29 protein-coding genes are annotated in these 25,641 nt (G+C 64.1%); 7 read left to right on the forward strand and 22 right to left on the reverse strand.

Features of this window, described 5'->3' with window-relative positions; translation table 11 throughout:
• Positions 1 to 570 (reverse strand): cysteine hydrolase family protein, encoded by a 570-nt coding sequence (locus DTX69_RS07640; protein WP_119300937.1) that lies wholly within the window; start codon positions 568 to 570, stop codon positions 1 to 3.
• Entirely contained in the window at positions 571 to 1,158 is a 588-nt protein-coding gene (locus DTX69_RS07645; protein ID WP_284735640.1) for an isochorismatase family protein, read from the reverse strand. It lies immediately after the preceding gene.
• A gap of 129 nt (positions 1,159 to 1,287) precedes the next feature.
• Here DTX69_RS07645 and DTX69_RS07650 point away from each other — a divergent pair, with 129 nt between their 5' ends.
• Positions 1,288 to 1,776 carry an Lrp/AsnC family transcriptional regulator gene (locus DTX69_RS07650; RefSeq protein ID WP_162916869.1) on the forward strand — a complete coding sequence of 163 codons (489 nt, stop codon included), beginning with the start codon at positions 1,288 to 1,290 and terminating at the stop codon, positions 1,774 to 1,776.
• 27 nt (positions 1,777 to 1,803) lie between these two features.
• Here DTX69_RS07650 and DTX69_RS07655 read toward each other — a convergent pair whose 3' ends face one another.
• The 4 genes from DTX69_RS07655 to choX form a co-directional block, all read right to left on the reverse strand.
• Positions 1,804 to 2,499, reverse strand: coding sequence for an HAD family hydrolase (locus DTX69_RS07655; protein WP_162916871.1), 696 nt, complete (start codon positions 2,497 to 2,499; stop codon positions 1,804 to 1,806).
• Between the two features lie 61 nt (positions 2,500 to 2,560).
• On the reverse strand, positions 2,561 to 3,790 hold the full coding sequence (gene choV, locus DTX69_RS07660) for a choline ABC transporter ATP-binding protein (RefSeq protein WP_119300941.1): 1,230 nt from the start codon (positions 3,788 to 3,790) through the stop codon (positions 2,561 to 2,563).
• 10 nt (positions 3,791 to 3,800) lie between these two features.
• Entirely contained in the window at positions 3,801 to 4,661 is an 861-nt protein-coding gene (gene choW / locus DTX69_RS07665; protein WP_119300942.1) for a choline ABC transporter permease subunit, read from the reverse strand.
• Positions 4,662 to 4,806: 145 nt separating this feature from the next.
• On the reverse strand, positions 4,807 to 5,736 hold the full coding sequence (gene choX / locus DTX69_RS07670; protein ID WP_119300943.1) for a choline ABC transporter substrate-binding protein: 930 nt from the start codon (positions 5,734 to 5,736) through the stop codon (positions 4,807 to 4,809).
• Positions 5,737 to 6,042: 306 nt separating this feature from the next.
• Here choX and betI point away from each other — a divergent pair, with 306 nt between their 5' ends.
• From betI to betA, 3 genes are all read left to right on the forward strand, one after another.
• The gene (gene betI, locus DTX69_RS07675; RefSeq protein ID WP_119300944.1) at positions 6,043 to 6,648 is read left to right on the forward strand and encodes a choline-binding transcriptional repressor BetI; all 606 of its coding nucleotides are present in this window, start codon (positions 6,043 to 6,045) and stop codon (positions 6,646 to 6,648) included.
• Positions 6,636 to 8,090: a betaine-aldehyde dehydrogenase gene (gene betB / locus DTX69_RS07680; protein ID WP_119300945.1), complete on the forward strand. Its 1,455-nt coding sequence runs from the start codon at positions 6,636 to 6,638 to the stop codon at positions 8,088 to 8,090. Before betI ends, betB begins: the two co-directional genes overlap by 13 nt.
• 135 nt (positions 8,091 to 8,225) lie before the next feature.
• Positions 8,226 to 9,893, forward strand: coding sequence for a choline dehydrogenase (gene betA, locus DTX69_RS07685; protein WP_119300946.1), 1,668 nt, complete (start codon positions 8,226 to 8,228; stop codon positions 9,891 to 9,893).
• On the opposite strand, the gene DTX69_RS07690 is transcribed toward betA, so the two are convergent.
• The 4 genes from DTX69_RS07690 to DTX69_RS07700 are packed head-to-tail and all read right to left on the reverse strand — an operon-like array spanning position 9,890 to position 11,184.
• Complete coding sequence (locus tag DTX69_RS07690) at positions 9,890 to 10,294, reverse strand: hypothetical protein (protein ID WP_119300947.1); 405 nt, start codon at positions 10,292 to 10,294, stop codon at positions 9,890 to 9,892. The genes betA and DTX69_RS07690 overlap by 4 nt on opposite strands.
• Positions 10,287 to 10,529: a GDCCVxC domain-containing (seleno)protein gene (locus DTX69_RS30580; protein ID WP_284735614.1), complete on the reverse strand. Its 243-nt coding sequence runs from the start codon at positions 10,527 to 10,529 to the stop codon at positions 10,287 to 10,289. Before DTX69_RS30580 ends, DTX69_RS07690 begins: the two co-directional genes overlap by 8 nt.
• Before the next feature lie 3 nt (positions 10,530 to 10,532).
• Positions 10,533 to 10,808 carry a heavy-metal-associated domain-containing protein gene (locus DTX69_RS30585; RefSeq protein WP_284735615.1) on the reverse strand — a complete coding sequence of 92 codons (276 nt, stop codon included), beginning with the start codon at positions 10,806 to 10,808 and terminating at the stop codon, positions 10,533 to 10,535.
• Between the two features lie 10 nt (positions 10,809 to 10,818).
• Positions 10,819 to 11,184 carry a mercuric transporter MerT family protein gene (locus DTX69_RS07700; protein WP_119300948.1) on the reverse strand — a complete coding sequence of 122 codons (366 nt, stop codon included), beginning with the start codon at positions 11,182 to 11,184 and terminating at the stop codon, positions 10,819 to 10,821.
• A gap of 48 nt (positions 11,185 to 11,232) precedes the next feature.
• On the opposite strand from DTX69_RS07700, the gene DTX69_RS07705 reads away from it, so the two are divergent.
• Positions 11,233 to 11,676: a MerR family transcriptional regulator gene (locus DTX69_RS07705; RefSeq protein WP_119300949.1), complete on the forward strand. Its 444-nt coding sequence runs from the start codon at positions 11,233 to 11,235 to the stop codon at positions 11,674 to 11,676.
• On the opposite strand, the gene DTX69_RS07710 is transcribed toward DTX69_RS07705, so the two are convergent.
• From DTX69_RS07710 to DTX69_RS07725, 4 genes are all read right to left on the reverse strand, one after another.
• Positions 11,673 to 13,886 (reverse strand): amylo-alpha-1,6-glucosidase, encoded by a 2,214-nt coding sequence (locus DTX69_RS07710; RefSeq protein WP_284735616.1) that lies wholly within the window; start codon positions 13,884 to 13,886, stop codon positions 11,673 to 11,675. The two genes, DTX69_RS07705 and DTX69_RS07710, sit on opposite strands and share 4 nt — an antisense overlap.
• A gap of 19 nt (positions 13,887 to 13,905) precedes the next feature.
• The gene (locus tag DTX69_RS07715; RefSeq protein ID WP_456073057.1) at positions 13,906 to 15,165 is read right to left on the reverse strand and encodes a glycosyltransferase family 4 protein; all 1,260 of its coding nucleotides are present in this window, start codon (positions 15,163 to 15,165) and stop codon (positions 13,906 to 13,908) included.
• Between the two features lie 16 nt (positions 15,166 to 15,181).
• A complete protein-coding gene (locus DTX69_RS07720; RefSeq protein ID WP_284735617.1) occupies positions 15,182 to 15,688 on the reverse strand; it encodes a glycosyltransferase in 507 nt (168 codons plus the stop codon).
• 862 nt (positions 15,689 to 16,550) lie between these two features.
• Positions 16,551 to 17,822, reverse strand: coding sequence for an MFS transporter (locus tag DTX69_RS07725; protein ID WP_119300950.1), 1,272 nt, complete (start codon positions 17,820 to 17,822; stop codon positions 16,551 to 16,553).
• Positions 17,823 to 18,071: 249 nt separating this feature from the next.
• Between DTX69_RS07725 and DTX69_RS07730 the strand changes: the two genes are divergently transcribed.
• A complete protein-coding gene (locus DTX69_RS07730; protein WP_119300951.1) occupies positions 18,072 to 18,491 on the forward strand; it encodes an HIT domain-containing protein in 420 nt (139 codons plus the stop codon).
• Here the strand turns inward: DTX69_RS07730 and DTX69_RS07735 are convergent.
• The 3 genes from DTX69_RS07735 to DTX69_RS07745 form a co-directional block, all read right to left on the reverse strand.
• Complete coding sequence (locus DTX69_RS07735; RefSeq protein WP_162916875.1) at positions 18,479 to 18,688, reverse strand: hypothetical protein; 210 nt, start codon at positions 18,686 to 18,688, stop codon at positions 18,479 to 18,481. The two genes, DTX69_RS07730 and DTX69_RS07735, sit on opposite strands and share 13 nt — an antisense overlap.
• A gap of 11 nt (positions 18,689 to 18,699) precedes the next feature.
• Positions 18,700 to 19,473 carry a 5'-methylthioadenosine/adenosylhomocysteine nucleosidase gene (locus DTX69_RS07740; protein WP_119300953.1) on the reverse strand — a complete coding sequence of 258 codons (774 nt, stop codon included), beginning with the start codon at positions 19,471 to 19,473 and terminating at the stop codon, positions 18,700 to 18,702.
• Between the two features lie 129 nt (positions 19,474 to 19,602).
• Positions 19,603 to 20,112 (reverse strand): fasciclin domain-containing protein, encoded by a 510-nt coding sequence (locus tag DTX69_RS07745; RefSeq protein ID WP_119300954.1) that lies wholly within the window; start codon positions 20,110 to 20,112, stop codon positions 19,603 to 19,605.
• Between the two features lie 240 nt (positions 20,113 to 20,352).
• Here DTX69_RS07745 and DTX69_RS07750 point away from each other — a divergent pair, with 240 nt between their 5' ends.
• The gene (locus tag DTX69_RS07750; protein ID WP_119301152.1) at positions 20,353 to 20,799 is read left to right on the forward strand and encodes a hypothetical protein; all 447 of its coding nucleotides are present in this window, start codon (positions 20,353 to 20,355) and stop codon (positions 20,797 to 20,799) included.
• Here DTX69_RS07750 and DTX69_RS07755 read toward each other — a convergent pair.
• The 5 genes from DTX69_RS07755 to cysG are packed head-to-tail and all read right to left on the reverse strand — an operon-like array spanning position 20,780 to position 25,336.
• Complete coding sequence (locus DTX69_RS07755) at positions 20,780 to 21,400, reverse strand: DNA-3-methyladenine glycosylase (RefSeq protein ID WP_322090882.1); 621 nt, start codon at positions 21,398 to 21,400, stop codon at positions 20,780 to 20,782. The genes DTX69_RS07750 and DTX69_RS07755 overlap by 20 nt on opposite strands.
• Before the next feature lie 9 nt (positions 21,401 to 21,409).
• Positions 21,410 to 21,964 carry a DUF934 domain-containing protein gene (locus DTX69_RS07760; protein ID WP_119300956.1) on the reverse strand — a complete coding sequence of 185 codons (555 nt, stop codon included), beginning with the start codon at positions 21,962 to 21,964 and terminating at the stop codon, positions 21,410 to 21,412.
• Positions 21,927 to 23,609: a nitrite/sulfite reductase gene (locus DTX69_RS07765; protein ID WP_119300957.1), complete on the reverse strand. Its 1,683-nt coding sequence runs from the start codon at positions 23,607 to 23,609 to the stop codon at positions 21,927 to 21,929. Before DTX69_RS07765 ends, DTX69_RS07760 begins: the two co-directional genes overlap by 38 nt.
• Before the next feature lie 7 nt (positions 23,610 to 23,616).
• Complete coding sequence (locus tag DTX69_RS07770) at positions 23,617 to 23,931, reverse strand: DUF2849 domain-containing protein (RefSeq protein WP_119300958.1); 315 nt, start codon at positions 23,929 to 23,931, stop codon at positions 23,617 to 23,619.
• A gap of 7 nt (positions 23,932 to 23,938) precedes the next feature.
• Complete coding sequence (gene cysG, locus DTX69_RS07775; RefSeq protein ID WP_119300959.1) at positions 23,939 to 25,336, reverse strand: siroheme synthase CysG; 1,398 nt, start codon at positions 25,334 to 25,336, stop codon at positions 23,939 to 23,941.
• Between the last annotated feature and the right edge of the window lie 305 nt (positions 25,337 to 25,641).

Genomic DNA, 25,641 nt, shown 5'->3' on the forward strand with positions numbered 1-25,641 from the left:
TCATCGGCTCGGCAGCGATCGGCTAATTTCTTCCGTCGTGGTCACCGTCGCGAACTCGAACCCGAGCGTGGCCAGATGAGCTGCGTGGATCGTCTCGGCAGCGATAGTGCCTCCCCTTGGATCGGGCAGGTCGAAGCAGTCGCACGCATCGTCGACCACGATCATGCGAAAGCCGAGATTGGCGCCCACCCGGGTCGTGGTCGATACGCAGATGTCCGTGGAGACGCCGAACGCGACGACTGTCTCGATCCCGAGACGCCTGAGCCGCAGCTCGAGATCGGTGCCGATGAAGGCCGCATTGACGCTCTTGCACACCAGCGCCTCCTTGCCCTGCGGCGCGAAGCCGTCCCGGTATGCGTGACCCGGCAGGCCTGGTCGCAGAGTGGAGTTCGGCTCGATCGAATCGTGCCGGACATGGACGATCGGCCAGTCACTTCGGCGCCAAAGCGCGAGCAGCGCCAACCCATTGCGGTCCAGGGCCCTGTTCCAGCGCCTTGGCCAGGGTGGAGTGTCGAATGCCTGCTGCATGTCGATAGGCAAGAGCGCGGCCGGCTTGTCGAACTCAAGCATCTATTCGTTCCCTTGAATTCGCTCCAAGTGCGGCGTGTCGGCGCGCGACAACGCGATCGCATCGGCGGTCGAGATCGCAGTGCAGAACTCCCGGTGAAGGCTGGCAATACTCAGCGCATGTACGAGATCCGGGTCATAGTCTTCGCCGTTCAGCCCGACACGATTGCAGGTCGCACAAGCGTCATGAGCGAGGTAGGTGTCGAACCCCATATTGTTCGCCATGCGCACCGAGGTCTCGACGCAGAAGTTGGTGAAAAACCCCATGAAGAGCAGCCGATGAATGCGCCGGCGCCGGAGAGCGACCTCCAGGCCTGTGCCCACGAATGCGCTGTTCGCCGATTTTTCGATCACAGGCTCACCTGGCCTTGGCTCCAGGCCTTTGATGAAACGCCCTGTCTCCAGCCGCAGCTTCAGCGGAGAGGCTTCCTCGAGCGAATCATGCGCCGTAAAATACACCGGCAGTCCCTGCCGCCGCCAGGCGTCGAGCACAGCACCGATATTCTGCTCCGCGGCAAGGTTGTTGCGGCGCCCTGTCGGGCCACCCCAATGCTGCAGAACATTGACGCCTTCTTGGACGTCGACCACCACCAATGCGGAATCGCCATCGAATTTGCGAATCATGCTGCCTCCCTCGCCTACGGGCTTTGCGGACCGGATTTCTCTTAATCTAGAATGCAGCGCATAGGTCTCGAAAGTAAGGGGTCTGGGGTGATGGTCGTGCGGAACGAAGCACCGGAGATCGAACTTGATGCGATGGATCGAAAGATCCTCAGGGCGCTTCAGGCGGACGGCCGGTTGACCAATCGCGCGCTCGCCGCGCAGATCTCGCTATCACCAAGCGGTACGCTCAGCCGGGTGCGGCGGCTGGAGGAAGCTGGCATCATCAAGGGTTACCGCGCCGTGGTAGATCCGGCGCTGGGCCAACGCCGTCTGGCGATCTGGGTCAACCTGGCGTTGGCCAGCCATACCCAAGGCCATCTGCGCAAGTTCGAGCAGATGCTCCACAACACGCCCGAAGTGATCCACGCCTGGAAAGTCGCTGGCCAGACCGACTATCAGATCCGCCTGATGGTGGCGGCGCCGGGCGATTGGAACGAGATCGCCGAGCGCTGGCGCGACTCTGGCCTCGAGTTCCGCAAGGTCGAAACGCAGGTTGAGTTGGTGACAGTCAAGGACGGCGCGGACTGGTCCGTGCCGGATCTGTGATCCCGATCGGCGCCCACAGGCGGGATATCACAATACGCTTTCCAGCTCCGCGATGCTCGCGATCACCTCGTGCGCGCCGGCTTCCAGCAGCGCTTCCTTGGGCGACACGCCGGTGAGCACGCCGATGGCGCGGCCGGCTTTGCCGGCGCGGGCCATGTGCATGTCATGCGGTGAATCGCCGACGACGGCGAGCGCGGAGGTTGGCACGCCCACCGCAAGCGCGAAGGCTTCCACCATGCCGCCGAGGGGCTTCACGCCGTGGCCGGTGTCGAAGCCGCAGATGAAATCGAGGTGATGGTCGCATTTCGCGCGCAGCATGGCGGCGCGGGCGGCCTGCTCGCTGTCCATGGTCGCGACGCCGAGACGCAGGCCGCGCCCCCTCAATCGGCTGAAGAAGACATCGAGGTCGAGCACCGGCACGGCGCCGTTCTTCTGATGCTCCAGGAACATGACGTGCACGCGCTGATAGACCTCGTCCACATCGGCACGCTGGATCAGGCCGCACCAGACCTCGACGATCTCCCGATTGCTGCCGGCGGCGATCGGCGAGGACGGCGCATATTTGCCGGTTACTGGATCCCTGCCGGAATTCTCGAGCAGGAATCTCGCCCGCACTTCATCCCCATCGGCGACCAGCAGCGCAGCCTGCTCGGTCAGCGCGCCCCAGGTGCGATAGAAGTCGTAGAGGGTCCCGTCCTTGTCGAACAGGATGGCGGCAATCATGGAAACTCCTAGCCCTCCACTCACGTCTGCAAATCCCCTCCCCGACACGGGGGAGAGAGAACTACATCGGCCCTGCGCCGTCGACCCGGGCATATTCGCTCTGGCGCAGCATGCCGCGATAGATCTCGTGCTCGCCGACCACGCCGAGCAACTCGCCGTCGTCGCCCACCAGCACCAGCGGCCGCTTGGTTTGCGAGCGCACCGTCACGGCGGCGCGCATGGGCGTGCGCTCGGTGCCGCAGATCATGACGTGGTCCGGCAGCTTGGAGAGGTTGAGCTCCGTTGAATACGGCACCAGCTCGCCCGGCTTGCCGTTGACGATGAGATTCATCGGCCTGCCGCGATTGTCCAGCTGGCAACGGCACTTGCCGGCGCGATCGAGCTGGATGGTGTTGCCGCCCGGCTCGCGCGCCAAGTCCGCAACCGGGCGCATCAAGGTGCCGCCCTTCAGCACCGTCAGCGGGTTCATCGAGGCGACGAACTGGCGGACGTAGTCGTTGACCGGATTGAGGATGATCTCTTCCGGCACGCCGAACTGCACCACCCGGCCCGCTTCCATGATGGCGATGCGGGTACCGATCTTCAGCGCCTCGTCGAGGTCGTGGCTCACGAAGACGATGGTCTTCTTCAGCTTCTGTTGCAGCTCGATCAGCTCGTCCTGCAGATGCTCGCGGATCAGCGGGTCAAGTGCCGAGAACGGCTCGTCCATCAGGAGAATGTCGGCCTCCGTCGCGAACGCGCGCGCGAGGCCAACGCGCTGCTGCATGCCGCCGGAGAGCTCGTGGCTGAATTTGTCCGCGAACTTGTCGAGCCGCACCAGCTTGATCTTCTCGTCTACGATGCGGTCGCGCTCGGCCTTGCCGACGCCGCGGATGTCAAGCCCGAAGCCGATGTTGTCCCGCACCGTCAACCATGGCATCAGGCCGAACTGCTGGAACACCATGGAGATGCGGTTGCGGCGCAGGCGGCGCAGGGTCTCCGGATCGCACGTCGCAACGTCGACCTGGCTATTGCCGTCATGCACCAGAACCTTGCCGCGCGTCACTCTGTTGAGGCCGTTGATGCAGCGGAGCAGCGAGGACTTGCCGGAACCGCTGAGTCCCATCAGCACCAGGATCTCACCCTCATTGACGAACACCGACGCGTCGTGCACGGCTACCAGGCAATCGGTCTTGTCGAGAATGCTGTCGCGGCCCGCGCCCTGGTCGAGCAACCCAACAGCCTCTTGCGCGCGTTGGCCGAAGACAACATCGACGTGGTCGAAGCGGACAGCGGTTAGTGCACTGCTCATCGCCGCCTCCTCACTTCTTGACCTGGCGTTGCTTCATGAGGCGGTCGAGCGCGATGGCGAGGATGACGATCGCGAGCCCAGCTTCCGTGCCCAGCGGAATGTTGCCGGTCGCGAGCGCGCGTACCGTCGGCGCGCCCAGTCCACCGGCACCGACCAGGGCGGCGATGACCACCATCGACAGCGACAGCATGATGCACTGGGTAATGCCGGCCATGATAGTAGGCAAGGCGGCCGGCAGCTTGACCCTGAACAGCAGCTGCGAGCGCGTGGAGCCGAAGGATTCGCCCGCCTCGACCAGAGCCACCGGTACCTGGCTGATGCCAAGATAGGTGAGACGGATCGGCGCCGGCACCGCGAAGATGACCGTCGCAAACAGGCCCGGTACGACGCCCAACCCGAACAGCGCGAGCATGGGCACCAGATACACGAAGGTCGGCAAGGTCTGCATCATGTCGAGGACCGGTGCGATGGCGTGCCAGACCGTCTTGCGCCGTGCGGCGAGGATGCCGATGGGAATCCCGATCATCAGGGAGGCAAGCGTGGCGTAGAGGACCAGAACCAGCGTCTGCACCATCTCCTTCCAAAGCCCGAGATTGAGGATGAAGAGCAGGCCGAGAAAGACAAAAAGCGTGATCTTCCAGTTGCGCTGCAGGAGGTGCGCCACCGCGGCGACCATGACCAGGAGAACAAGGGGCGGCACGAGAAGCAGGCCGTTCGCAGTGCCGTCGATCCCGCTCTTCATGACCGACGATATGGCATCGAACAGCCACTCGAAGTTATCCGTCATCCACTCGATGATGGCCTTCGACCATTGGCCGATCGGTATCTTGTGCCCTGTGATGGTTTTCTCGAGCTTATCGAGCTGCTCCATGCGGCGTCCCCCATTGGCCGCGCATCCGCCTTACTGCGCAGGCCTCAGTCGTGCGATGTCCTGACTTGGCAATGAGTAGCCCGATGGCGGGCGGCAATACAATGGGCGGCTCCGATGACCGGAGCCGCCCATAACAACAAGAGGCTTAGAGCCCGAGGCTCTCCTTCACAGCCGGCAGGCCTTCCTGGCCGTCTGCCGTGGTCACGCCGGCCAGCCACTTATCGAGCACAGCCGGGTTCGCCTTCAGCCAGTCGGCAGCCGCCTTCTCGCCTTCCGTGCCACCATCGATGACCTCCATGATGGCGCTCTCCATGGCAAGATCGAATTTCAGGTTGCTGAGCAGCTTGCCGACATTCGGGCATTCGGCGCTGTAGCCGGCCCGGGTCAGCGTCTTCACCTGTGCGTCACCGAAACCGTCATTCTCGAAGCCGGTCAGGTAGACCAGGTTCATCTTGCCCATCACCGGGTGCGGCGTCCAACCCAGGAACGCGATCCACTCCTTGTTCTTCATGGATTTCTGCGCCTGGGCCAGCATGCCCTGCTCCGAGGACTCGACGAGCTCCCAGCCCTGCAAGCCGCTCGCCGGATCATCGATCTTGGCCTGGACGATTTGGTTGCCATCATTGCCGGGCTCGATGCCGTAGAACTTCTTGTCGAACTTGTCGGCAAACTTGCCAAGGTCCTTGACGTCTTTCACGCCGCCTTCGGCGACATAGTCCGGGACCACCGGGCCATAGCCGGCGCCGGTCAGGTTGGCATCCAGCATCTCCAGCGACTTCTCATCGAGATAAGGCTGCACGTTCGCTGCGTTGGATGGCATCCAGTTATCGAGGAATACGTCGAGGTCCTTGTTCTTCAAGCTTTCCATGATGACCGGAAGGGCCAACACCTGGTCTTCCGTCTCGTAACCGAGGCCCGCCAGGACGGTCTTGAACAGACCGTTCTGCGCAGTGTTGTCGGTCCAGCCCACATCTGCCATGCGGACCGTCTTGCAGGATTCCGGATCGGCCGCCTGCGCCGCGGCCGCGCTCACCGCGACCAGCGCGCTGGCGAGAAGGATTTTGCGCAATACCATGTTTCGAAGCCTCCCAAGCTTTGCTGCTGCGACCCTGGTGCTCCCCTGCCAGATCGCTTCGCCACAGGGTCCGGCGGCGAATTGACCCGATCCGCGGTTCTGCGCCGGGATCGAATTCTGGCGCTCCTGCCTTGACCCTATCCCAGCTGCGACGCCCTGCCAAGTTTATTTTGGTTGATCAACCAACTTAAAAAAACTTAGAGTGGACACCGACTAGGCTGCGCCAGCCGGGCAACCCTTCCAGAATAGGAGATTGGGACCCCGAAAATAGCCGCGCAGCGCTCACTCTTTTGCGAGGCGCGACCTTTGCCCAAAGTCGGCATGGAAGAAATCCGGCGACGGCAACTAATCGAGGCGACCATCGCCTCGATCCACGACGTCGGCTTTGCGGAGTCCAGCGTCTCGCGGATCGCCGCCAAGGCCGGCGTTTCGGCCGGGATCGTGCATCACTATTTCGAGGACAAGGGCGAGCTGCTCGAGGCCACCCTGCGCCAGCTCGGTGCCAATCTCAGCGCATCCGTGGTCTGGCGCCTGCGCGCCGCCAAGACGGCGGCCCATCGGTTGATGGCGGTGGTGGATGGCAATCTGGGGCAGGAACTATTCACGCCGGAGGCGGTCAGCGCCTGGCTCGCCTTCTGGTCCCAGGTCCCGACCCATCCACGGCTGGCTCGCATCCAGACCATCATCATTGAGCGCCTGCACAGCAACCTGGTGCACGCTCTGCGTCCCTTCCTGCGCGAGCCGGAGGTGCAACATGTGGCGCGTGATCTTGCTTGCCTGATTGACGGCATCTGGCTGCGTGCGGCCTTGAGCCAGCACGGACCTGACGGGGCGGATGCGCGCCGCGCCGCCATCGAATTCATCACCCATCGTTTGAGTATCAAGATCGGAGAAACGCCATGGACGAGCTGAAGCTCTATATCCACGGCCGGCTGGTCGATGCCACCTCCAACGAGACGTTCGACAACGTCAATCCCGCGACCGGCGAGGTGATCTCCAGGGTGCAGGTCGCGAGCAAGTCCGACGTCGACCGCGCGGTCGAGAGCGCGCGCGAAGGCTTCAAGGCCTGGTCGCGCATGACCGGCGCGCAACGCGGGCGCGTCCTGATGAACGCGGTCCGGCTGCTGCGCGAGCGCAATGACGCGCTGGCACGCCTCGAGGTGCTCGATACCGGCAAGCCGATCGCCGAAGCGTCGGTTGTCGACGTTGCGTCGGGCGCCGATGCGATTGAGTATTTCGCCGGCGCAGCGCCGACCCTGCATGGCGATCACTACGATCTTGGCACCGCCTTCGCCTACACGCGCCGCGAGCCGCTGGGCGTCTGCGCCGGCATCGGTGCGTGGAACTATCCGATCCAGATCGCGTGCTGGAAGTCCGGCCCTGCCCTCGCCTGCGGCAATTCCATGGTGTTCAAGCCGGCGCACCTGACGCCCACGACGGCGGTCAAGCTGGCGGAGATATACACGGAAGCCGGCGTGCCTGACGGCGTGTTCAACGTCGTGCACGGTTTCGGCAGCGTCGGCGCGGCCCTGAGCACGCATCCCGGTATCGCCAAAGTGTCGCTCACCGGTTCGGTCGCGACCGGCAAGCGCGTGATGGCGGCCGCGGCGGAAACGCTGAAGAAAGTGACCATGGAGCTGGGCGGCAAGTCGCCGCTCATCATCTTCGCGGATGCGGACCTCGACAACGCGGTCTCGGCCGCGATCATGGGCAATTTCTATACCCAGGGTGAGATCTGCTCCAACGCGACCCGCGTGTTCGTGGAGGAGCCGCTGCTGGCGCCGTTTCTCACCAAGCTCAAGGAGCGGGTCGGCAAGATGCGGATCGGCGATCCGCTCGATCCCAACACTCATGTCGGCGCGCTCATCAGCGAAGAGCACATGGGCAAGGTTCTGACCTATATCGAGACCGGCAAGCGTGAGGGCGCCAAGCTGACCATCGGCGGCAACCGCGTGACCGACGGCAAGCTCGGCAAGGGCTGCTTCGTCGAGCCGACGGTGTTCGCCGGGTGCCGCGACGACATGACCATTGTGAAGGAGGAGATTTTCGGGCCGGTGATGTCCGTTCTGAGCTTCCGAGGCGAGGACGAGGTCATCGAGCGCGCCAATGCGACCGAGTTCGGGTTGTCTGCAGGCGTTTTCACGCGTGACATCCAGCGCGCGCACCGCGTGATCGCGCAGCTCGAAGCCGGCACCTGCTGGATCAACAACTACAACGTCACGCCGATCGAGATGCCGTTCGGCGGCAACAAGCAGTCCGGCATCGGCCGCGAGAACAGTCTGGCCGCGATCGAGCACTACACGCAGCTGAAGGCGGTCTATGTCGAAGGCGGCAACGTCGCGGCGCCGTATTAGGTGTAAACCCCTCCCCAATTGGGGAGGGTTGGGGTGGGGAAGCCGCGTTTCGGTTGGAGAAAGACTTCGCTCGCTTTCCCCTCCCAACCCTCCCCCGTCTCGGGAGGAGAAGAAAGAACGAGTGAGAGTGCGATCATGAAATTTGACGGCGTATTCGATTACTTGATCGTCGGCGGTGGATCCGCAGGGTGCGTGCTGACGTACCGGCTCAGCGAAGATCCCGCGAACAAGGTGTGCTTGCTCGAGGCAGGACCGCGCGATGCGTGGTGGAACTGGAAGATCCACATGCCCGCCGCGCTCATGTACAACCTGATGGACACCAAGTACAACTGGTACTACCACACCGAGCCGCAGCCCTACATGAACAACCGGGTCATGTACTGGCCGCGCGGGCGCGTGCTGGGCGGCTCCTCCTCGCTCAACGCCATGGTCTATATCCGCGGCCATGCGCTGGACTACGACCGCTGGGCCTTCAAGGAGAATTGCGAGGGCTGGTCGTACCAGGAGATCCTGCCCTACTTCAGACGCGCCGAGCATCGCGAGAAGGGCGGCGACGCATATCACGGCGACAGCGGCCCGCTCTGGGTCCATACCGGCGATCAAGCGAATCCGCTATTCGAGGCTTTCATCGAGGCGGCGCAGCAGGCCGGCTACGCCTACACCGAAGACATGAATGGCTATCGCCAGGAAGGCTTCGGGAAGATGGACATGACGATCCACAACGGCCGGCGCTGGTCCGCGTCCACCGCATTCCTGCGGCCCGCCGAGCAGCGCCCGAATGTGCGGGTGGAGACCAGCGCCTTTGCCTTGCGTGTGTTGCTCGAGGGCGATCGCGCCGTCGGCATCGAGTTCTCGCAGAACGGCCGGATCGTGCGCTACCGCGCGGAGCGCGAGGTGATCCTCTGCGGCGGGGCGATCAATTCGCCGCAACTGCTGATGCTGTCAGGCATTGGGCCGGCCGACCACCTGAAGGAAGTCGGGGTCGAGGTGAAGCATCACCTGCCTGGCGTCGGGCAAAATCTCCAGGAGCATCTGGAGATGTACATCCAGCAGCATTGCACCAAGCCGATCACGCTCTATAGCTACACGAAGCCATGGAATATGGCGCTGGCCGGCGTGCAATGGTTCCTGACCCGCAAGGGCGTCTGCACCTCCGCGCATCTCGAGGCCGGCGGCTTCATCCGCTCCCAAGCGGGCATCGAGCATCCGAACCTGCAGTTCCATTTCCTGCCCTCGACCGTCAACGACCACGGGAGGAAGGCCGGCACCAGCCATGCCTATCAGGTCCATATCGGCAACATGCGGCAGGAGGCGCGCGGCTGGATCAAGCTGAAGAGCGCGAACCCGAAGGATCATCCGGTCATCCAGCCATACTATCTGCAGACCGAGAACGATCGGCGCGAGTTCCGCGACGCCGTCAAACTGACTCGCGAAATCTTCGCCCAGAAGGCCTTCGATCCCTATCGCGGGCCAGAGATCGCGCCGGGTGCGAAGGTTCAGACCGACGCGGAGATCGACGCCTTCATTCGCGAGCGGGGAGACAGCGCCTATCACCCCAGCTGTACCTGCAAGATGGGCACCGACGAGATGGCGGTGGTCGATCCGCAGGCCAGGGTCCGCGGGCTGCAGGGACTGCGGGTGGTCGACGCCTCGATCATGCCCTCGATCGTCAGCGGCAATCTCAATGCGCCGACCATCATGATGGCGGAGAAATGCTCGGACATGATCCTGGGCAAACCGGCGCTGCCGAAGTCCAACGCACCGGTCTTCATCCACCCCAATTGGCGGACGGCACAGCGTTAATCAGTGTCGCCCGGTCGGCGGCGCGGCCAGGACAGTCCCCAGACGCGCTCGCTGCCCCACCACAGCACGATGGTGCCGGCAATCGTCCCCGCGCCCAGGATCGTCCAGCCTTGCTCGCCCATCGGCACAACGCCGGACGCATGGGCGACCACCAGTGCAGCCATCGCCAGGTAGAACGGCCCGGTAAACGAGCAGTGCGTGCGGCCGCATCGGCGCGCGTTCGCGAGACACGCACCACCCATCCACAACAGCGCCGCCGACCAGATGACCGCTCGCAGCAGCGGGTCCAGCATCGCGGCGATCAGCATCGCCGCCGCCGGGATTCCCCGCAGGCCTGCGAGCGAACGCCAGTTGCCGACCCAATCCTTGCGCGCCTGGCGCACGTCGCATCCTTCATCCATGAGACCCGGACCCGCAACAGGCGGCCGCCGATCGCCCAGCGGCGCGCTCCTGCTGCACGGGTGGACAGGGTAGCGACCCAAAGGAGCAGAAGACGCAGCAATCCCCCGCCTTCGGTTTCAACAGAGCGCCGCACCCCCTGCACTCGTAGAAATACTGGCAGGAGTCTGTCGGCATGGTTTCGATCACATCGTGGCCGCATGCCGGGCAGGTGATCGTCGAGCGCAGCTCAATCATCGCTCACTCCTCGGGAGCCGCTGGGTAGCCGGCCAAGCGCGATGCCTCCGCGATGTCCTCCACACTCGCCTCGAGATCGTCGAACACGACAACCGCCGTCTTGCTCTCGAAATCGACCCGGACGTCCTTGACGCCAGGCACGTCCTCCATCGCGGTGCGAACCGTGACTGGACAGAGAGCACAGGTCATGTTCTCGACCGTCAGAGTGACGGTCTGTTCGGCCGCCTGCACCGTCGAGGCAAGCACCAGCAGTGGCAGCAGGATCAGAGAACGCAACATCGACACAATCCTACGTCAGCAATGGCGCCCACCAGCTGGTCGTCCCGGCGATCAAGATCAGTCCGGCGCCAAGCCATAATCCTGTCTTGGTCCATCGGCGCGATACAGGTGTCCCGCATTGCGGTCCTTCACACGATCGACGCCTGCGGCCGTAGACCCGCCAAAATCCCGATCCGACCGAAAACGCCCCGATCCCCAGGAAGATCGGCTGGTAAGGGGCCAGCGCCGCCAAGCCGCCGATCCAGGCGCCGCTGACGCCCGCCAGCACCAAGGCAAGCGGCAGTATGCAGCAGGAAGAGGCGCCGATGCCGCCGACCAGTCCGCCGGCCGCGAGCAGGCTGTCTTTGCTATTGTCGGCGATTTGACGTCGCATCATGGGCGAATGCTACAATCTGTAGCGACTACAGATGCAAGGCCTTATCCAATGGTGCAAACGAACACGAAACTGCGAGCCGGCGCGATCGGGATCGGAGCCCTATCCGAGAGCTCCGGTGTGAACATCGAGACCATCCGCTACTACGAGCGCATCGGCCTTCTGCCCGCGCCGCCGCGCAGTGCTGGGCGTCATCGGCTCTATGGCGATGCGCACCGGCAGCGGCTCGTCTTCATTCGCCGTGCCCGCGAGCTGGGATTTTCACTGGAGGAGGTGCGCACGCTATTGGGCCTGGGCGGCGGCCATGTCCTCACCTGCGGCGAGGTCGAGGCGCTCGCGCAGCGTCACATCGCGGCGATCCGCGAGAAGGTCCGGGACTTGAAAAGGCTCGAGCGCATTCTGTCGGACCTCGCCGCGCGATGCACGGGCCAGACAGTCCCCGAATGCCCCATCCTCGACGGGCTGAATGCAGAGTCGTCGACGGCGCAGCGCTAGGCCGCGGTCAGCACACGGATGTTGCCGCGCCGGCTGAGCAGGTGCACCGCAGCCTCATTGCCGCTGCGGCGGAGGGCAACGTCGGCGAAGGCATCGCCGAGCGCGATCTTGCGCAGTTCGATCTCTTCCAGGAAGTCGGGCATCATCGGCTGATGGAACGAGATGCGCGGCGGCTCGAAATCGAATCCCAGCCCCAGCACCGACTGGATGAGCGATAGCGGCGCCGCGGTCGCCCACGCCTGCGGCACGCAGGCGACCGGATATGTCGTCGGCGCGGTGTTGCGCTGGCGCGAAAACCCGCAGAACAGCTCCGGCAGCCGCCGCAAGTCCATGTGCACCGAGGCGGCAAACAGGCCTTCGAAGATCGCTGCCGCTTCGCGCCGGAGGCCGTACCGCGCAAGGCCGGCCGCGATCAGTGCATTGTCGTGCGGCCAGACCGAGCCGTTGTGATAGCTCATCGGGTTGTAACGGGTTTCACGAAAATCCACCGTGCGGATTCCCCAGCCGGAGAAGGAGGTCGTGGCCATGAGCGCCTTTGCGACGCTGGTCGCGCGCTCCGGCAGCGCCGCGCCGGCGAACAGCACATGCCCGGCGTTGGAGGTGCGGACGCGGCATGGCTTCTTGGCGCCATCCAAAGCCAGCACATAGGTACCGAGCCCTTCATCGAAGAAGCAGCGGTCGAGCGCCTGCTGCAGCGCCTGGGCTTTGTTCTCCAGCATCACGGCGCGCGCGGCATGCCCTAGCGCCGCCGCGATCCGCGCGGCGCCGTTCAAGGCGCCATACGCGTATGCCTGCACCTCCACCAAGGCAATCGGCCCGACCGCAAGTGCGCCGTCGGCATGGAATACGGAATCGTAGCTGTCCTTCCAGCCCTGGTTGATCAGCCCCTTGTCGTTACGGCGGGCGTATTCCAGGAAGCCGTCGCCATCCCGGTCGCCATGCTGGTCCATCCACTCCAGCGCCGCCTCGATCTTCGGCCAGAGCTCTTGCGCTGTCGCCAGGTCATACGTTCGCTCGAAATAGGCGCCGGCCAACATCACGAAGAGTGGTGTTGAATCGATGCTGCCGTAGTAGCGGCGGAACGGCACCTCCCCCAGTTCCGCCATCTCGCCGCGCCGGACCTCGTGCAGGATCTTGCCAGGCTCCGCGTCGGCCTGCGGGTCGATCGTGGTTGCCTGGTTGGCCGCGAGGTGGCGCAGCACGCCGCGGGCGATCTCCGGATCAAACCACAAGGTCTCGAACGCGGTAATCAAAGCATCCCGGCCGAAGACCGTGCTGAACCAGGGGATCCCGGCATAGGGATAGGGCCCCTCCTCCGTGTCCGTGATGAGCATGTACAGATCCGACACGGCGCGCCTGAGGGCTTCGTTGAGGATGTCGTTGGAGGTGGCAACCGCAGCGGCGCGTCCGGACGAGCGGCGCAGGGCGCGGCGTGCATCGCGCATGGCGGTGACGAAACGACCGCTGGTCGCCCCATCGACTGCGTTGTCAGGGTCGCAGCGGATCTCGATGAACAGGCTGGCGGTCTCGTGGGGCTTGAGGGTGACGGTGAAGTCGGCTTGATCGGCTGTGAGGCGGGTCGGCTGCGCGTCGAAGACGAGCTGGGTCTGGCGTCTTCGCCCGTCCAGCCCGGTATAGGCCAAGGTCGCCACCCTGCCCGCCAGCTGCACCCCGTGTATGGTCCCGCGCCGTTCCCGCCGGGTGCCGCGGGCTTCGAAGATGTCGGCGAAATCGGCGGCGAACACGAACTGGATGCGCAACGCGTGCGGCACCAGGTCGAAATTCCGGATCAACAGGCGCTGATAGCAGGTCGCGTTCCACAGGAAACAGGATCGGCGGAGGTGGACGAGGTCGTGTTCCAGCGGGGGACTGTCCGGCTCATCGATGTCCGGGTTGGTGAGATCGCAGGTCAGCGTCGCATTGTCGCCGCGTAGCGTGGAGCCGAGCAGCAGCGGCCGCAATCCACTGACCCTGAGCTGGAACCAGGACAGGTAACGCGTGTCCTGGTAATAGATACCATCCGTGCTTCCTGGCCCGCCGATCGCATCGCCATGATGATCGAACACGGCAAACATGTCGCCGTGCTTCAGGGTTCTCGGCCGGCGTTCCTGCAGGGAGGTGGTCGCCGGAATGTAGAATTGCGGCGCCGAAATCACTCCTGCGCCGGCGTCCCCCGCCAGTGGCGGGGGACTGACGTGTACTGATTGCACATCCACCTCCCAGCGGTCGTTAGGCGACCGCGCCGAGTTCGATGTCTTCGCCGTTCAGGCGACGCAAACGAGCCGCCCCCGTCCGCACACCCGGAAGCCTGCGATAGATATTCAGGTAATCACGCGCCATGCGCTCAACTGTAAACCGCTGTTCGAAGGTTGCGCGCACCGCTGCCCGATCAATTTCGCCCAGGCGTTTCACAGCGGCCACGGCCTCGTCCGGGGACTTAACAATGAACCCGGTCACGCCATCGTCAATAACCTCCGGCACCGAGCCGCACTTGAACGCGATCACCGGCGTTCCGCAGGCCATTGCCTCGATCATGACGAGCCCGAACGGCTCCGGCCAGTCGATCGGGAACAGCAGCCCCCGCGCGTTGCCAAGGAAGGCGCACTTCTCCCGCTCGCTGATCTCGCCGATATACTCGACATTGGGGTGCGCGCGGATCATGGGCGCGATCACCTCGTCCCAGTAGGCTTGGTCCGCCTTGTCGACTTTGGCAGCGATTTTCAGCGGCAGGCCGGCAAGAGCCGCAATTTCGATCGCGCGGTCCGGCCGCTTTTCCGGCGAGATCCGGCCCAGGAAAGCCAGGTAGCCACCATCCGCCGGGTATTTGTGGAACGATAGCAGGTCGCCCGGCAGACCGTGGTAGACGTTTCCGACCCAATTCACCGGCGGCATTGGCTTCCGCTGGTTGCGGGAGATGGAAACCAGCGGCAGTTCCGAGAAGGTCCGGTAGAACGGCTTCAGATCCGGCAGGTCCAACCGGCCATGGAGTGTGGTCACCGTCCGGTCCAGGAAGTCGCCCACCAGGGGCGCATGGACAAGATCAAGATGGAAATGCAGGACGTCGAAATCGTCGGCGCGTCGACGGACCTCCTCCATCATGATGATGTGATAGGGCCAGTGATCCTTGACTGTCGGATCGAGCCGAAGTGCCGTCTTCGAGCAGCGGATCAGCTTGGCGGCCGTGATTGAATCGCCGCTGGCGAACAGGGTTACATCGTGTCCCTGCCGCACCAATTCTTCCGTCAGATAGGAAACAATCCGTTCTGTGCCCCCGTAGAGCTTGGGCGGTACGCTTTCGCACAACGGGGCGATCTGGGCAATTTTCATCAGCATAACCTCCTCGGTATGAGCGAAGCGATGACAATGAAAATGCGCGGCCGCACGGCGCCGCGCGGGCGGCGTTAAATATATGAGCCGTTCTCTCGGGTTCAATACCTGGCGCGCCGCGCACGCTACTGGGTGGAATTGGGGATCATGGTCGGCGGCCACTCCAGCCGCGCCAGCTTCATGTGCACGCCCGGCAAGCTGCCATATATCTCCACATACTGGCTGGCCATCCGCTCGACGGTAAAGCGCCGGTCAAAGGTCGCGCGAACGCCTTCCCGATCGATTGCGTCCAGCCGCTCGCCACCTCCACCGCCTCGTCGATGGTCTCGACGATCATGCCGGTGACGCCCTCGTCGATCACCTCGGGTATCGAACCGCATCTGAAGGCGATCACGGGCGTGCCGCAGGCCATGGCTTCAATCACGACGAGACCGAAAGGCTCGGGCCAGTCAACCGGGAACACCAGCGCCGGCGCATTGCCAAAGAAGTCCGCCTTTTGATCGTCATTGACCTCCCCGATGAACTCTACATTGGGGTGGGAGCGCACCATCGGCTTGATCGCACTATCCCAGTATTCCTCATCGACCTTGTCGATTTTGGCTACGATCTTCAGCGGGAGTCCGGTGAGTGATTCGCCGGAACACGAAAAGAGACGAGAGACCAGCGCCGGATGATGGCGCCGCAAACCTCAGTTCGAAGCCTGGAGCTGCGTCCGGACTTGAGGGGCGGCGTCGCTGTAGAGCTGGTCGGGTGTGGTGGTGCCCCAACTATGATGGTTGGGCCCGACGTCGAACAGCGTCACGGCGATCAGCACGCAAAGACTGAGGGCAACCCATAGCCAGTGCGGCTGCGAGGCACTTTTCCGGTGACGAGCGAAGATGGGTTTGCGGCGCGGATTCATAACCAACTAACCTCAGAACAAAACAGTTACTCTCCCGCAGCCAACGCATCCGCCGGCCGCGACCAATGGCAGGTGTCCGAACTCGGTCTTGCGGAAATCGCTGAGCGTCCCCGAAACGCCATCGCCGCTGCGCTGAGCTCCGCCAGCCCCCGCGCGCATCCCACGACGACGCGCTTACCCAACAAGCGCCGAACCTGTGCAAGTGATTCTAACGCGTTGCATGCGATTCGATTAGATAGAATTTTATCGATCGCAACAGGCGCGACGCTTTTCTCACGAGCATGCCACGTTCCGTACACGGTTGGTGTCACGGTGCGTCTCACAGGCTGCTACGGCGTTTGCTGCGCCGCTCCGCTTTCCGCATTGTTGCACGCCTCGCCACGGCGGCCGCCTGAGCGGGCCCCTGCTTGGGCTGATGATGGCCGCACCGATGATGACCGCACAGGCCGACCCGAACGATGATCGGCAACTTGGTCTGGTCAGGGGTGTGTGCGGTGCGGGACACGGAAGGCTCTGATGGTCGGCTTAACAGTCAAGGTGTGCAAAGGTATGTACACGATGCCAGTCGTCGATTAACAATCGCTTAGCGACACGATTTCATTTTATCGATTGGGCGAAAAAATCCGGCCTTTACCGAGGTGGGCTGTTACCGGTCGCCCGGGTCCTCGTCCTCGTAATAGAACTCCGGCAGCGGGTCGGCGCGCGGGTCGAGGGCGCCGGCGATCGCCGAAGTGGACGGCACCGGCACGAATTTCGATTGCTCTTCCGCGGGCTTGGCGGCCCGGCGGCTCATGCGCCAGCGCGTATAGATCGCCAGGATGATGGCGATACTCGAGATAAATACGAACAAGCCCGAGGGCCCCATCGCCATAAAGGACGAGGCGACCAGCGGCCCGGCGGTCGCGCCGACTGCCCAGGCTAGCAGCATGCCGCTGTTGGCGGCCACCATCTGGCTCTTGTCGATGTAATCGAAGGCATGGGCGACGGCGGTCGGATAGATGGTTGCCAGGAATCCGCCGAGCAGCAGGTTGGCGGTGGCGAGTAGAAGGAAGTTGCCCTGGGCGAGGCTGAACGCCCCCAACAGGACTGCAGCGATAACGGCTGACAGCAGAACGCCGAATAATACCGTCCTTCGGTCGAATTTGTCGCTCAGTCGCCCTATCGGCCATTGCAGCAGGAAACCGCCGATGATCGGTGCCCCCATGAAGATCGAGTTCTCGAATACCGACAGGCCGATCTGGGTCCCGTAGACCGCCCCCAGGGCGTAGAGCGAGCCGCTCATCAGCCCCGCCCCGGCCGTGGCGACCGTGCCGAGCGGCGATGCGTCATAGAGACCGGCCAGGCTCATGGTCTTGATGCTGCCCAGCTCCGGCCCGGCCACCCGGGTCATTACCACCGGCACCAGGGACAGGGAGGTCAGCAGGGCGCCCAGGCAGAAGAGCTCGAGCCCCGCCGTGTCGTCGAGGTTGATGGCGAGCTGCCCGATGCCGGAGGAGACGTAGATGGTCAGGGTGTACATCGACAGCACCCGGCCGCGCAGCTCGTTAGGGCTGCGGACGTTCAGCCAGCTTTCGATCACCGCATAGAGACCCGCCATGCAGAACCCGACGGCGGCCCGCATCAGTCCCCAGACCGGGATGTTGAAGACCAGCGCATGGATCATGATCGCCCCGGTCAAGATGGCGGCGAAGGCGGCAAAGGCTCGGATGTGGCCCACCTGGCCAATGATCCGCTGCGCCACGAAGCTGCCGCCCATGAAGCCGGCGTAGTACGCCGACATCACGTAGCCGGCGACCTGCGGCTCGATCCCCTCCAGGTTCATGCGGATCGGCAGCAAAAGGCCGAGCAGGCCGACGCCCAGCGCCATCAACCCGGCCCCCAGCAGGAGCGAAAAGACCGTGCGCAGCGCGCTGATCATCAGACTGCGCGCCCGCCAAAAAATCCCTTCCCCTCCTTGCGGGGGAAGGAGCGTTTTTTGCAGCTCACCCTTTCATATGCGGTAGCCCTGCCCCACGAGGGGTGAAGGAGACGGCTCACAAGCGAAAAGATAGCAAGCGGAAACGGCCGCTTCGGATTGACGGGGTGATGCATGAGGCTAGGCTGGACACGCGTGATTCGGGGCGGGAAATAGCCCAGCGTCCGTTCCCGGCGCAATAGAGAGTTTCTCATGACGACATTCGCTTTACATGCGCAGCTGGCGGCCGATGGCCTGTTCCTGGCGGACTGGCCGCTGAGCCGGTTGCTGCGCATGAACGACGCCGCCTATCCATGGCTGATCCTGGTGCCGCGGCTGACCGACGCACGGGAGATCGTCGACCTGTCCGCCGCCGACCGGGTGCGGCTGATGGACGAGATCGCCTGGGCCAGCCAGGCGCTCAAGGACCAGCAGCGCCCCGACAAGATCAACGTCGGCGCCCTCGGCAACGTAGTGCCACAGCTCCACATCCACGTGCTGGGGCGGTTCAAGGATGACCCAGCTTGGCCGAAGCCGGTCTGGGGCCACGCCGCGCCGATCCGGTTCGAGGCCGCCGATGCCGCGCGCGAGATCGAGACCTGGCGCACGGCGCTCTCCCCCTACGGTGCGTAGTTGCGGCCGAACGGACGGCCGGTCAGCAGCGACACCAGATGCGCGAGCATGATCAAGGCAACGGCGACCGCCAGGAACTGAACGCCCAGCCATGGCACCACCGGCAGCCAGCGCCGCTCGAACGGGCGTCGCATCTGCCAGTTGGCGAACGCAGCCAAAGCCACCGCAATGACCAGCGCCGCGACGGTTGCGCCCACCTCCGGCATCCTTACAGCACCGAGACGATACGCGTGACGACCTCGGCGGCCGCTGGCGCGACTGCGCGCAGGAACTTAGGGAAGTCGAGATGGCTATCCGCGCCGGCGAGATCGCTCAAGGAGCGGATGACGATGCACGGAATGCCGATCAGCTCCGTAGCCTGGGCGACGGCGGCGCCTTCCATCTCCACCGCCAGGGCGGCATGGTCGCGGCGCAGGCGCTCGCGCACCTCCTCGCTGTTGATAAACTGGTCGCCGCTAACAATTGGGCCGAAGGCAATGCGCGGCGGCCGCTCCGTCTCGACCCCAAGGTCCGGCGGCAAGGGCGGCAGCTTGATGTCCTTCACCACGCCACCGATGCGCATCAGCAGCTCCGGCGACAGATCGAACGCGATGCGGTCGCGCGCCTCGCCGATCGGCGGCACGCCGGGGCGGAAGTTGCGGATGCCCTGATTGGTGAGATGGCCGTAGTCGTGCTGAATGAGGCGATCCGCGATGACCACGTCGCCGATCGCCAGTGCCGGATCGATACCGCCGGCGACGCCGCACACCACGATGGCGCGGCAGTCGAACGATTTGGCGATGAGTGTCGCGATCGCCGCGGATGCGACCTTGCCGACTCCGCTCTCCGCCAAGGCGACACTGTGACCTTCCAGCTTTCCGGTGGTGACCGGCAGGGTTCCGATCACGTGGGCTTCGACATCCGTCAGGCGATGAAACAGCGCATCCCGCTCCTCCACCAGGGGCGAGAGCAAGGCGATCGGGCGTTCGGGAATGGCATTCATGGATCGGCGCTGCGGAAGGACAGTGAAGAAAGGCGGCCCCTACCCCGCCCTTGCCCGCCAACGCGGAAGGGCGGCTCAAGGCCGCCTGTCACTCTATCCGAAGCGTCCCGGCCGGCGCCAGCCTTCGGATCAGCGCCCGAGCGCGTGATCCAGGACGTAGAGCATCTTGCCGTCCGGCAACCGGCGCACGTCCAGCGCCTCCGCATCACCGACCAGCAGCTCTTCGCCCGTCGCGTCAATGGTCAAGGGGCGGCCATCGAGCGTGATGACGGAGATCCGCTTGCCCGCGATGTCATCCGGGGACAGCAATGAATCGGTTGCACCCCGCGCCAGGAAGGCACGACGGCGTTCACTGGTCCCGGGGGACAGCAGTTCCTTCAGCTCGTCCGTCGGCAAGGTTTCGAAAGCGGCATCCGACGGCACGAAGAGAGTTTGCGGAGCCTTGCCGAAATTCTCGAGGCCCCCCAACTTCATCATGCGAGTCCAGGTCTGAATACCGTTGGTCGTAACATCCGCCACACGCGTCGCCTCGGGCTGCGTGCCAATATGCATGGTCATGGCCTGCGAGTGACGTTCGACGACGACGCCCGCGCCCACGATCAATAGACAAGTTGCCGTAATCAACATGGATATGCGCATTGGGTCCTCCTCCGCGCGAAACGCGTTTTGATATAGTTACACTTACGCGACAGACAATGATTGGATCATCACGGAGTTGTTTCGTGTGTGATCCCGGTCACAGGCACACCGCCAATACCGCTATTTTTGATCGGCTTTTGACGAGGAGCTGAGAGGAAGTGTGACAACGAACAGCGCAGACAAATCCCCCGCCGCGATGTGGTCTCGCAGCGCTACGCGATCGAGTCCGTTGAGCCGACGATGAGCGAGTTGGTCGAGCAGCTCCTGGCGAAGTCGCAGGACGAGCTGGATGCCTTATTCAGCGCGCACGCGGCGGGACCGATTCCGGATGGTTTCGTGGAGGGTACCCTGATTGTGGCGCCCGGCACCAAGTTTACCGTAGGCATCGCCAGGTTGGTGAAAGTTTTCGCCTGGAAAGGCAAGGTGTTCGACGCGGAGACCGGAACGTTACGCAACCGTATCCTGCCGTTCGGCATCGACAGTGTTCCCGCCACGGTCTACCGGGCGCCAAGCTTGCTCGATCAGAAGGAATGCATCGTCCTCGACTATTCCCGGACATCGATCGTGGCGCGGCGGATCCGCGACGAGATTCGGCTGATCGCGCCCGGTGTCTATCTCGGCAAGGCCTATTGGAATGACTCTTGGCTGGTCGACTTCGCGCTCGCGTTCAGGAGCGACGGGCGTTGATTCGTCGCGCGCCGCTGACGTACGGGTTGCCGCGCTCGTAGAAACGGCGCAAGTGATGCGCTTCGCGGCTGATGCCGATCCGCACGCTCTCGTCGATCGCTCCAGTCGGCAGCGACGATGTTGCGAGCCACAACGGACCTTTGACGCAGAGATCGACGCCGTCGAGTTCCCGGCCGATCGCAAGCGCGGTCGCCAGCCGGCCGGGCCCGCGCGCCAGGTCACGCACCTTGTCCGTGCCGCGGCGACGCTGCATCAACGGGATTCCTTCCAGCGGCTCCAGCGCACGAATGAGGATGCCAGCGCCGACTCCCGCCGGCTCGCTGCTCACGTTGAAGCAGTAGCAAGAGCCATAGGCCATGTAGACGTAGCCGTGACCGGGCCGCAGGAACATGGAGCGCCGGGCCGGCGTCTCGCCGCGATAGGCATGGCTGCTGGCATCGCCGGGCGGATAGGCTTCGGTCTCGACGATCCGGCCGCTCGCGCGCCCGTCGGGATGATCTCGCACCAGGATCTTGCCGATCAGGAAGCGCGCCATAGCCATCGAGTCCGACGGCAGCTCGCTGCGTCGGACTAGCCGATAGCGGAGTGGCCTGTGCTGTATGGGCGGGCCTTAGGCTGAATGCGCCGCCACACTCGCGGTGACGATCGGCGCGGCTCCGCGACGCGCATTCGCGTTGGCGGGATGGCGCAGTTCCATCACCGTGGGGCGTCCATCGGACGCCGGCTGGTACCAGGCACTGAATTCCTTGAGCGCGGCGAGATAGCCGTCGATCGCCTTGCCCTCCGGCAGCTCCACGGAATCGATGCCGCAGCGAGTCATGAACAGGTACTGGTCGCGCAGGATGGTGCCGACAGCGCGCAGCTCACCCTCGTAGCCGAGCTTGTCGCGCAGGATGCGCGCCTGCGAAAACGCGCGCCCGTCGGTGAATTTCGGGAACTCGACCTCGATCAGCGACAGACGATGCACGTCCTCGCCGAGGGCAAGCGCCGGTTCGTCGTTCTTCAACCGCACGCCGATCGGCGCGTTGCGGCCCCGCAGGACCTCGCTCTCCGCTTGCCAGCGCTTGAGGCTGACGGTCACCGGCCCCTCGGCCGGGATCGCCGCATCGTCGCCGACGAAGCGCCAGTTATTCGGCTGCAGTGCGCCGTGCTGGAGCAGGGCCATAGAGTGCCTCCTTGAAGGGATCCACGCCGGCGCGGCGGACATAGTCCAGGAACCGCTCGCTGCGGTCGGTGCGATTGGCGAGATAGGTATTGATGATGGTGTCGATCGCCGGAACGATGTCGTCCTCCGAGAACGCCGCGCCAACGATCTTGCCGAGCGAGGCATCGTCCTTGGACGAGCCGCCGACTGTGACCTGGTAGAATTCCTGCCCCTGCTTGTCGACGCCCAGGATGCCGATGTGGCCGACATGATGGTGTCCGCAGGCATTGATGCAGCCGGAGATGTTGAGGCGCAGATCGCCGATCTCGTCCAGCTTGCGCGGGTCGCTGAAGTGCCGAGAGAGACGCTGCGCGACCGGGATCGAGCGCGCGTTTGCGAGGTTGCAGTAATCCAGCCCCGGGCAGGCGATGATGTCGCTGATGAAGCCGAGATTGGAGGTAGCGAGCCTTGCCGACTTGAGACGCTGCCATAGCGCGAAGAGGTCGCGCTTGCGCACGTTCGGGAAGACGATGTTCTGATGGTGAGTGACGCGCACTTCGCCCAACGAGAACTTGTCGGCAAGGTCTGCCAGCAGGTCCATCTGGTCGGCCGACGCGTCGCCCGGTGCGCCGCCTTCCGGCTTCAGCGAGGCGTTGACGATGGCATAGCCCGGCACCTTGTGCTTCACCAGGTTTACGCGGGCCCAGCGCGCGAAGTCCGGGTTCTCGAGCTTCGCCGTCTCGAAGGCGGGGTCGACGTCGGGCAGCGCCTCATAAGCCGGCGGCGCGAAGTAGCGGTGGATCCGATCGATCTCCGCCTGCGGCAGGTGCAGCGGGCCGTCCTTGATCTTCTCCCACTCCTCCTCGACCATCTGGCCGAACTTCTCGCCGCCGGTTGCCTGGACCAGGATCTTGATGCGCGCCTTGTAGATGTTGTCGCGCCGACCGAGCAGGTTGTAGGTGCGGAGGATCGCCTCGAGATACGAGAGCAGGTGCTCCTTGGGCAGGAACTTGCGGATCGCAACGCCGATGATCGGCGTGCGGCCGAGGCCACCACCGACCCACACTTCAAACCCGGTCTCACCCGCCTCGTTCTGCACGATGCGCAGGCCGATATCGTGCACGCGCACGGCGGCGCGGTCGTCGGGTGCACCGGTCACCGCGATCTTGAACTTGCGCGGCAGGTAGGAGAACTCCGGATGGAAGGTCGACCACTGCCGCACGATCTCCGCCCAGATGCGCGGATCCTCGATCTCGTCGGCGGCAACGCCGGCGAACTGGTCGGCGGTCACGTTGCGGATGCAGTTGCCGCTGGTCTGGATGGCATGCATCTCGACCTCGGCCAGGTGCTGCAGGATGTCCGGCACGTCGCCAAGCTGCGGCCAGTTGAACTGGATGTTCTGGCGCGTGGTGAAATGGCCGAAGCCGCGATCATAGCGCCGCGCGATGTGGGCCAGCTTGCGCATCTGCTTCGAGTTGAGCACGCCGTACGGCACTGCGATGCGCAGCATGTAGGCGTGCAACTGCAGATAAAGCCCGTTCTTCAGACGCAGGGGACGGAACTGGTCCTCCGTCAGCTCGCCTGCGAGGCGACGCGTGACCTGGCCGCGGAACTGCTCAACCCGTTCCCGGACGATGGTGGCGTCGAATTCGTCATAACGATACATGGTGCACTCAACCTGAAATCTGGCCGGTCCAGGAGCCCTGGTCCGGCTCGAAGGTCGGCTTGTGGTCGGCGCGGATGCGCTCGCGCGCGCTGGTCGGCTTCGGGCCCGCCTCGGTCACGGCGACGTCGAACAGATAAGGTTCGACCACGATGCGCGCCTTCACCGATTCCTTGCTCTCGATCAGCGCGGCATCTGCGCTTTCCTTGTCGGGCCACACCGCGCCGTCGGTGAAATTCGGCGACCAGCTCTTGCCGGCGGTGAAATAGACCACTGCACCGTCCAACAGGCGGTTCGCGGTGATCATCTGTGATGCCATAGCCATCTCTTCCCTACTCCGCCGCGGCCCTGAGCTCGGCGCGCAGGCCCGCTTCCGCGGCGCGCGTCACCTCGCCGATCACCAGCAAGGCTGGACCGGCCACGCCGTGATGGCGGATCAGGTCTGCAGCATCCCGCAATTCACCCTTGATCACGCGCTGATCCCAGCGCGTGCCGTTTTCCACGATCGCGATCGGTGTCGTTGCGCTCAATCCGGCTTCGATCAGCTTGCCAGCGACCTCGCCCGCTGCGCTCACGCCCATATAGACCACGATCGTCTGACGCGGATTGGCGAGTGCGCGCCAATCGAGATCGGAAATTCCATCCTTGGAATGGCCACTGACGAACACGACGCTCGAGGCGTGGTCGCGATGAGTCAGCGGGAAACCGGCATAGGCAGCGCAGCCGGTTGCGGCGGTGATGCCCGGCACGACCTCGACGCAGATGCCGGCGGCCACCAGTGCATCCAGTTCCTCGCCGCCGCGGCCGAACAGGAAAGGATCGCCGCCTTTGAGGCGCACGACATGGCGGCCTGCCTTCGCCTCGTCGATCAGCAGCGCGTTGATCTCGGCCTGCGGCAGTGTGTGATCGCCCTTGCTCTTGCCCACGAAAATGCGGCGCGCGTCGCGGCGCGCATATTCCAGCACTGAAGGATCGACCAGTTTGTCATAGACGATGACGTCCGCCTCGCGCAGCGCCCTCGCCGCGCGCAGGGTCAGCAATTCCGGATCGCCGGGCCCTGCCCCGACCAGCGACACGCGGCCGGTCTCGGCCTTCGGCTCACCACGGTTGACAGCGCGGATCAGGTCGCGGGTCGCGCGCTTCTCGTCACCGGCAAGAACGGCAGCCGCGATCGGACCGCCCAGCACCTGATCCCAGAAGCGGCGGCGCGACGACGTGTTGCCAATGCGCCCCTGGATCGCGGAGCGGAAGCGCTGTGCGAACTGCGCCAGGCGCCCAAGGCCCGGCGGCAGCACGCTCTCGATCGCCGCGCGCACGCGCTGCGCAAGCACCGGCGATGCGCCATGGGTGGACACCGCAACCACGATATCGCCGCGATCGACGATCGCCGGCATGGTGAAGTCGCTGAGCTCCGGCCGGTCGACGATATTGAGCAGCTTGCCTGCGCGATGCGCCAGCTCCGCAACCGCGCGGTCCTGGCCTTCATCACCCGTCGCGCCGAACACCAGATCAACGTCGGAGAGATCCGCAAGCGCGACTGCGCCTTGGATCAGATGTGCGCCGGTATCGGCGATTGCTGCCAACAGATCGGATGAAGGTTGATCCGCGCTGACGGTGACGCGCGCCCCGGCCGAGCCCAGCAGCCGCAGCTTGGCCGCCGCGGCGCTGCCAGCGCCGACGAGCAGGACCGGCCGGCCCTTGAGCTTCAGGAACAGTGGAAAACTGCGCATCTAATTCCACACCCAGAATCGTGGAAAGACGCACGCGATGCGCCTTTTCCGACTAGTTAGGTCAGACATCCCGGTAAGTCAATTGTATTTTACAGTGTGAATTTGCGGCGCGCGTCGCAGCGGCCCTGTCGGCTTCGCCAACAAAGATCCCTGGTTTTTCTATTTATCATGTAATATCAATTGCATATAGACTCGTCTGCCATCGATGTCAAAAAACACAATTACTCTATGTTATTTTATCCTGGCCCTAGCGGACGCAGGCTGCTGGCCCCCTCTCGCCCATTCCGCCCTGGCCCCTTATACTG

Source organism: Dongia deserti (assembly GCF_003574735.1).
Lineage (GTDB): Bacteria > Pseudomonadota > Alphaproteobacteria > Dongiales > Dongiaceae > Dongia_A > Dongia_A deserti.